Genomic DNA, 6717 nt, shown 5'->3' on the forward strand with positions numbered 1-6717 from the left:
GGCGGCGGGTGCGGGGACCCCGGAGGCCCCCCTGCCGGCGCACCCGCCGGCACCGGCTCGGCCGTCTGGTCGACGCTCTCGTTCGCCGACCAGTCGACGTAGGAGCCGCACTCGCCGCAGAAGCGCTCGCCCTCCTCGAGGGTGACCGCGCACACGGGACACGACTGGCTCATCTCTCCCCACCTCCTGCGCGGACCACGCTGTAGTGCCGGGCGACGTGCGCAGGGCAGACGCCCTCCAGCAGTGCCTCGACGCGTCGTACGTCGACCTCGTCAGGGTCGGTGACGGCGACCGTCACCGAGACCGAGGGCGGACTGCTGCCCTCGGGGTCGGCACCGGGCTTCTGGGACCAGGTGCAGGCACCGGAGTCGGCGACGGTCACCTCGGCCGCGCCGAGCCCCTGCTCCAGCGCACCCTCGATGCCCTGCGCCGTGCCGCGCTGGCGATGGAGCCGTGCGGCGTCCGCGATGATCCGGCGACGGTCCGCGGTCGACCACGCGTCGTCGAGCTCCACCCCGACCCAGGTGGCCAGCCAGGCGAGGAAGTCCTCGGGCGCCAGCTGCGGGTCGAAGTAGGACGCGAGCGAGTCGAGAGTGGCGTAGATCGGCGCATAGGAGTCGTCGAAGGCGCTGACGAACCGGACCATCAGGTCGTCGTCCTGGAGCACGCCGGGCAGGCGCTGGGCCACCGGGGAGGGCGAGACCAGCCCCTTCACCAACCCGCGGCGACTCGGGGTCGAGTTGTCAGCCACCGCGGATCACCCGCACCCGGTGGTCGTAGGAGAAGACCAGCGCGAAACGGTCGAGGTCGATCCGCTGCACCGGCTCGCCCCGTTTGCCCGTGATCGGGTCCGCCGCGAAGAGCAGCACCTCCTCGACCAGCTCCGTGCCGGACAGCTGCTGGAGCACGGCGTACACCTCGCCGGCCTGGACCGGCCGGCCGAAGGGCCAGCCGCGCCCCTCGATGCCCCCCGTGAGCGGGTCGAAGTAGCGGTTCAGCGCGATCCGCGCGGCTCTCTCCAGCTCCACCGAGGACGTGCGGGCGAGGGCGACGAGGGTGGTGACCACGGTGACCCCCTGGTAGAACGGCGGCTCGACGACGACTCGGGCCCCCACGGTGCGGCGGGTGTCGATGAACGACGTGACGGCCTGCAGGGTCTCCGTCGTCGGCACCAGGTCCTCGAACCGCAACCGGGCCTCGGCGTCCACCGGCGCGGCGGGCACCAGCAGCACCCGGACGCCGTTCTCCTCTCCGGCGCTCCCGGCGGGCACCGCCTTCACCCGGGCGATCTGGGGCGCCGCGGCCTTCGCGAGCTGCTCGTAGTCCTCACAGGTCACGGCGCGGTCGCGGGTGCGCAGGGCGAGCGGGCCGCGGAGCTTGGCCTCGTCCACGGTCTCCGGAGCGACGCCGCCGACCGCGGCGCGACGGTTCTGCACCCGGTCGACCCCGGGCACCGTCGTGCGCAGGACCTTGATCGCTCCAGCCGCGACGTTGCCTGCCGGGCCTCCCCCGATCCGGTACGACGGCACCCGCATCGGGGCGCCCTTCGGCGGGACGGCGCCGTACTGGCGCATCGTGCCGGCGGCCTCGCGCACCGCCGGGCCGAACTGCACCTCGCCGGTCGCGCGGACCACCCGCACGACCTGGTCGTCCGGCGCCGCGTCGGCGAACGAGCCGACCTCCTCCCACCGGTCCCAGCCGGATCCCGCAGCGACCTCGACGACGAACGGATCGCCGTCGGCGACCAGTGGGCCGCGGGTCAGCTGGAAGACCTGGCCGGGCACGCCCTCGGAGAGTCCGAGGACCTCGTCGGTCAGCGTCTCCGCGTGCGTCGCGGTCACCGTGCCCCCGATCGTGTACGCCGACAGCTCGGTGATCGTCGGTGACGCGCTGTAGAAGGGGTAGCCCTCGGCCGGGGCGACGACGCGGCAGCGCAACCAGCCCGCCCGGACCTTTGCGACCACCGAAGCGGTGTGGGTGCTCGGCACGTGCAGGATCACGTCACCGGCGCGGTTGAGGCCGCCGGTCGTGTCGCGATCGACGTCGCACGGGACCCACCCCGTGCCGTCCCAGGCCTCCCACACCAGCGGCGGCCGGGTGGGGTCCACCCCGACCCCCTGCAGGTGGCAGGCGAAGCGGAGCCCGATCGCGCAGGACGGGGCCGCGTCGTCGAGTCCGACGTACAACAGGTCGTCGTACGCCGGCTGCTCGCTGAAGCACGGGAACTCGGTGCCGAGGCTCAGCTCGTCGTCGCGGCGCTCGGGATCGCCGGCGGCGTTGTCGGTGACCACGTGCGCCAGCGCGCGCGGCGCCATGACGAGATCCGCAGCGGTCGCGAACACCACCGCCTCCTGCTGGGGCGTTCGCACCGTGGCGACCTCTGCGCCGGCCGGGAGCACGATCGTCTCCTTGGCGGCGGCACCGAGCCACGCGGTGACGTCGACCCGGGCCGGTGTCGGCGGGTGCAGGGTGACGCCGAGCAGGTCGAGGAACGTGATGTAGAGGCGGTCCGGAACGCGGTTGAGCCGGTAGAGCAGCTCGTCGGTCATGAACGCGAACGTCTCGATCAGGGTCACCCCCGGGTCCGACACGTTGTGGTCGGTCCACTCGGGGCAGCGTTGCTGGACCATGCGCTTGGCGTCGTCGACCAGATCCTGGAACCGACGATCGTCGAGGTTGGGCACCGGCAGGGTCATGCGTCCTCCTCGTGGGGCGGGATGACATAGAACGGGAAGACGAGGTTGCGCGGGTCGTTCTCACCGCGCAGGGAGTAGCTGATCTCGATGTAGAGCACGCCGCGGTCGACGGCGTCGAACCGCACGGCGACGTCCTCGACGTCGACTCTGGGCTCCCACCGGTTCAGCGCGATCCGGACGGCGTAGGCGATGTCCCCCGCGGTCCCCGCATCGGCGGGCGCGAAGACGTAGTCGTGCACCGCACACCCGAACTCCGGGCGCATCGGTCGCTCGCCGGGTGCGGTCATCAGGATCAGCCGGATGCTCTCCTCGATCTCCTGACGCCCGGTGACCAGCGCCACCCGTCCGGTCGGGTCGGTCCGCAGCGGGAACGACCAGCCCGATCCGACGAACTCCGAGCCCATCTCTCATCCCCCGATCAGCACGGTCGGGCAGCCCGGCGGGAGGATCGCCGCACCGCAGCCGGTCAGGTCGCCGACGCGAGCGGCCGGCTTGCTGCTGATGAGGACCGTGGCCGATCCCATGACGATGGGTGAGGGAGGGTGCGGACCGGCCGGCGGCGGGAACGAGCAGGTGTGCAGGTCGCCGACGGTCGCCGCCGGCAGGCCGCCGATCAGCACTGTCGCCACACCTGGCCCGGTGATCACGCCCGGGTGCGGCGTCAGGTCCGACACCCGAGCGGCCGGGGCGGCCATCAGTTGATCCTCACGATCGCGCCCTTGAGGGTCAGCGGACCGTCGGCCTCGACGTTGATCATCGGGCCCTTGATGGTCACCCCGGCCAGGCCGGTGACCTCCACCTGCTGCCCGTCGACCTTGACCGACTGCTGGGCCTTCACGGAGACGTTCGCCTGGGCGTCGATCTTCACGTCCTGCTGCGCGGTGACCTCGACCGGACCCGCGGAGACGATCTGGACACGTTGGTCGGTCTGCTTGAGCAGCACCTTCTGGCCGTTGTTCGTACTGATCTCGATGCCCTCGTCGCCGCCCGCCTCGAGCAGCTCGACGCGCATGCCGGTCCGGGACACCCAGGCACGACTCGCGACCTGACCGTTCCCCCCATCCACGTGGTGTGACCAGCCGTCCTTCGGCAGGTCGGAGCCGTTGAACAGCCCGCCCAGGACGTAGGGGTGGCCGAGGTCGCCGTGCGCGAAGCAGACCAGCACCTCGTCGTCGGCCTCGGGCAGGAGCACGAGTCCGCGCTCCTTCCCCGCTCCGGCGTGAACGGTCCGGCACCAACCCGACTCGTAGTCGTCCGAGAGCCAGGGCATCTTCACCTTGACCCGGCCCAGCTTCTCGGGGTCCTGCACGCTGGTGACCACCGCCGGCACCACTCCTGCGATCCGCGGATCGATGTCGGGCGCCGTCTGAACGGTGCCGAAGAGAGAGCGCTCCGAGGTGTTGCTCGCCGTGAAGTGGGTGCGATAGCCGTACTGGGGCCGGAAGTCGTGGCGCGCCGAGGTGAGCACGTAGCGGCCGACGAACGGCTCGCCGAGCCCGGCGAGCTTGACCGCCGTGCCGGCCCGAAGGGCCGGGTTCCCCCGGGCGATGCCCTCGATCTCCGCGAAGCCCCCGGCAACGTGGTCGGCCAGTGAGGCCGCCGCCGAGTCGACGATCGCCTGGTCCGCGAGCCGCGAGTCCCCGACGACGTACGGCGGGCTCGGGAACTTGCCGGCGACCTGCCCAGGTGTCGTCCCGCCCTCGAGCTGTGCGCTCTCGGTCCGGCATGGGGCGTCCGCCGTCACCTCGTGCTTCGCCCCGGGGTCCCAGCCGCGCACGTGGACGTCACTGACCTGCCCGGCCGCGGTGACGGTGGCCCGCAGGTCGATGAGGTTGACACCCTGCTGCAGGACCAGGGGCTCGGTCCGGGCATCGGTGCCTCCCGGGGCCTCGCCGGCCTGCGGGCGTCTGATGAAGTGAAGCTTGCCGGCGCTCACCGTGAGCAGCCGGTCGTGCTGGGTGGACAGACGGGCCAGGAACGCCCAGTCGCTCTCACCGGCCTGGGTGGTGTGCTCCAGCAGTGCCGGCGTGGGGTCGACCTGGCAGTCGAGTCCCGCTCCCTGCGCCACCTGCCGGACGATGTCGGAGGCCGTCATGTTGAGGTACGCCTTGACCCTCGTTCCGCGGTAGAGCCGGTGCGCCAGATCGAGACCACGGACGATGGTGTGGACACCGGCGTCACTGACCTCCGCCTCGAGCGCGGTCACCTCGCCGACCAGCAGTGGGTCCGGCCCGCCCGGCGCGGTGTTCTGCACGCTGAGCTCGACCCGGACGCCGATCTCGAAGCCCCCTTTGGCGAGGACGGTGCCGCCGGGGTCGATGAACCGCAGCATGAACAGGTCAGGGACCCGGGTGCTCCCGTCGACACAGCTCGAGACCAACTGCGTGGCGACGTCGGCCGGCAGCGGGGTGCCGGCGACCTTGACCAGGAGGGTGTTGCTGAACTCCTCACCGTGCGGCATGCCCCAGCCCCTTCTGCCGTCCCCGGGACTCGCCTTCGATCTCCTCCAGCGCCGGCAGGAGGAGCTGGGTTCCGGGCCGCAGGCGGGTGGGGTCGTCGATCCGGTTCAGGACGGCGATCGGCCGCCACAGGGATGGCTTCCCGTACTCCGCGTACGCGATCGCCGGCAGCGAGTCGCCCTCGATCACCTGGTGGACTCGTTGCGGGACGAGACCGCCTGAGGTCGGGTTCTGGCGGGACGGGTCGCCGGACAGCTCCTCGAGGGTCACCTGGCAGGTCGCGCGGATCGGCACTCCCCCGCTCGTGAAGAGGGTGTACTTGGCCTGGACCTGGCTGACGTAGCCGAGGAAGCTCGTGAGGGAGCCCCACCGGAAGACCACCCAGGGTGGAGACGGCTTCTTCGTCGTGAGCGTCTTGTCGAGCGGCACCGTCAGCAGGAAGAGGGCCTCCACTCCCTTCACCACCGACGTGTTGTGCTCGCCTTTGGAGTCGAGGAAGATCTCGAGAGTCAGCTTCGAGGGCTGCGCGCCCTTGAACTCCGGTGGCGACGCGGACTTGTTGCCCTTGGCCTCCTCACGCTTCCAGTTGGCCGTCTTCTGGAGTGAGAGCTCCTTGGGGTTGAACTGGAAGTCGATGGGCGCCATCTTCGGGCCCGGCGCGGCGAGGGAGCCGTCCTTCGAGGGCTCGTAGACCTGGAGGTAGGCGTGCTCCAGCTTCGCTTCGCCGCCTCCTGCTGCGGAGGCCGCCTGGAACCCGACCGGACTGCTGCTCATCGCCTGCCTCCTCAGCCGTTCGGGATGAACCCGTGGTGGGCGATCTCGAGCGTCTCGGTCAGCACCTTCGGCTGGTCCGGGCTCAGCTGGGGACCGGTCCACCGGACCGGGACCACCTCGTTGAGCGACCACGTGGCCACGACGGTCCCGTTGGCGGTCATCGCCTCGATCGTGGCGGTGTGCCGCTGGTAGCCGGTGACCATCTCCGCGATCCAGCTGGTGATCTGTGAGGTCTGCTTGCCGAGCGGGCGCGAGAACTTCACGTTGGGGAACTTCAGTCGCGAAGGGAGCTGCCAGACGTAGCCGTTGTTCCCGCCCTCCTCGCGAGTCTCCATGACGACCTCCACGCCCATGCCCTCGCAGCTGGAGAACGAGCCGAGGTCGCGCCCGTCGATCGTCACCTTGTAGCAGACGCTGACCGCAGTCTCGACGTCCTGCAGCTGGCTCATCGTGTCTCGGTTCCCTTCCGCTCCTCGGCCGTCTCCTCAGGGACACGGTCCGTCCGTTCACTCAGCAGGCACTCACCAACGATCCGTGCGGATCCCCCGTCGCTCCCGGTCGACGACGAACTCGCTGCGGATCATCCGCAGCATGGGCGGGAACAGCTGCCGGGCCAGCGCCTCGGCCTGCTCGGGCGTCTGCGGTGCCGCCGGAGCGGGCGCGGTGGCCGTCGGCGCGGCGACAGCAGGCGCTCCATGGGCCCCGGTGGGCCGGGCCGGAGCCTCCGTCTCCGCGCCGACGTCCGGGGCGGCGGCCTCGTCGCGCTGCACGACGGTCGGCGGCTCCTG

At 71.2% G+C, this 6717-nt stretch carries 8 protein-coding genes; all 8 read right to left on the bottom strand.

Annotated elements, in window-relative coordinates; translation table 11 throughout:
* Positions 1-169 precede the first annotated feature (169 nt).
* The gene (locus E7Z54_RS19225; protein ID WP_206056407.1) at positions 170-751 is read right to left on the bottom strand and encodes a phage tail protein I; all 582 of its coding nucleotides are present in this window, start codon (positions 749-751) and stop codon (positions 170-172) included.
* Positions 744-2696 (bottom strand): putative baseplate assembly protein, encoded by a 1953-nt coding sequence (locus tag E7Z54_RS19230; RefSeq protein ID WP_136436338.1) that lies wholly within the window; start codon positions 2694-2696, stop codon positions 744-746. Before E7Z54_RS19230 ends, E7Z54_RS19225 begins: the two co-directional genes overlap by 8 nt.
* The gene (locus E7Z54_RS19235) at positions 2693-3100 is read right to left on the bottom strand and encodes a GPW/gp25 family protein (protein ID WP_136436339.1); all 408 of its coding nucleotides are present in this window, start codon (positions 3098-3100) and stop codon (positions 2693-2695) included. Before E7Z54_RS19235 ends, E7Z54_RS19230 begins: the two co-directional genes overlap by 4 nt.
* Positions 3101-3103: 3 nt before the next feature.
* Entirely contained in the window at positions 3104-3391 is a 288-nt protein-coding gene (locus E7Z54_RS19240; RefSeq protein WP_136436340.1) for a PAAR domain-containing protein, read from the bottom strand.
* Positions 3391-5157, bottom strand: a complete 1767-nt coding sequence (locus E7Z54_RS19245) for a VgrG-related protein (protein WP_136436341.1) — start codon at positions 5155-5157, stop codon at positions 3391-3393. The genes E7Z54_RS19240 and E7Z54_RS19245 overlap by 1 nt, the downstream gene beginning before the upstream one ends.
* Complete coding sequence (locus tag E7Z54_RS19250) at positions 5144-5929, bottom strand: LysM peptidoglycan-binding domain-containing protein (RefSeq protein ID WP_136436342.1); 786 nt, start codon at positions 5927-5929, stop codon at positions 5144-5146. The genes E7Z54_RS19245 and E7Z54_RS19250 overlap by 14 nt, the downstream gene beginning before the upstream one ends.
* An 11-nt stretch (positions 5930-5940) precedes the next feature.
* Positions 5941-6378: a phage tail protein gene (locus E7Z54_RS19255; protein WP_136436343.1), complete on the bottom strand. Its 438-nt coding sequence runs from the start codon at positions 6376-6378 to the stop codon at positions 5941-5943.
* A gap of 72 nt (positions 6379-6450) precedes the next feature.
* Positions 6451-6717: hypothetical protein (locus E7Z54_RS19260; protein WP_206056408.1), on the bottom strand; the 267-nt coding region annotated here is incomplete at its 5' end.

This window comes from Nocardioides sp., assembly GCF_004803405.1.
GTDB lineage: Bacteria > Actinomycetota > Actinomycetes > Propionibacteriales > Nocardioidaceae > Nocardioides > Nocardioides vastitatis.

Excerpts from the sequence above, each read along its gene's own strand:
- E7Z54_RS19230 (WP_136436338.1), bottom strand. The coding sequence starts at position 2,696 with ATGACCCTGCCGGTGCCCAACCTCGACGATCGTCGGTTCCAGGATCTG.
- E7Z54_RS19235 (WP_136436339.1), bottom strand. The coding sequence starts at position 3,100 with ATGGGCTCGGAGTTCGTCGGATCGGGCTGGTCGTTCCCGCTGCGGACC.
- E7Z54_RS19240 (WP_136436340.1), bottom strand. The coding sequence starts at position 3,391 with ATGGCCGCCCCGGCCGCTCGGGTGTCGGACCTGACGCCGCACCCGGGC.
- E7Z54_RS19245 (WP_136436341.1), bottom strand. The coding sequence starts at position 5,157 with ATGCCGCACGGTGAGGAGTTCAGCAACACCCTCCTGGTCAAGGTCGCC.
- E7Z54_RS19250 (WP_136436342.1), bottom strand. The coding sequence starts at position 5,929 with ATGAGCAGCAGTCCGGTCGGGTTCCAGGCGGCCTCCGCAGCAGGAGGC.
- E7Z54_RS19255 (WP_136436343.1), bottom strand. The coding sequence starts at position 6,378 with ATGAGCCAGCTGCAGGACGTCGAGACTGCGGTCAGCGTCTGCTACAAG.